Here is a 332-nt window from a genome sequence, read left to right as displayed (position 1 = left end):
TGCTCGACGCCCTGCACCAGGTTGTTCTGGACCGTCACGGGGATGGTGGCGCTGCGGCCGGAGAGCTTGGTCTCCGACTTCTCGATCAGGCGGACCTGGCCGCTCAGCGTGTCCAGGTACGTCTCGACGCCGCTGCGGTAGATCGCCGCCTCGGCCGGCCGGCCGNNGGCCGAAGGGCGTGACCACACGGGACTGGTCGGAGAGGATCACCTTGAAGCGGTCGAGCTTGTCCTGCGTCCTGGCGATCTGCTCGAAGGCCGACCGCGGGAGTTCCTGCTTGCGCAGCGACTTCGGGTACGCGGACGCCGAGGGCACCTCGGTGCCGGCGGCCG

1 pseudogene is annotated in these 332 nt (G+C 70.0%); it reads right to left on the bottom strand.

The annotated features are described in order from the left end of the window. Positions 1-332: pseudogene (locus CCN29_RS36465) on the bottom strand (DUF6049 family protein); the annotation flags it as partial.

Source organism: Streptomyces pseudogriseolus, assembly GCA_002154585.1.
GTDB lineage: Bacteria > Actinomycetota > Actinomycetes > Streptomycetales > Streptomycetaceae > Streptomyces > Streptomyces pseudogriseolus.
The sequence above is the reverse complement of the archived record's forward strand: the minus strand, read 5'-3'. Positions and strand labels throughout refer to the sequence as shown.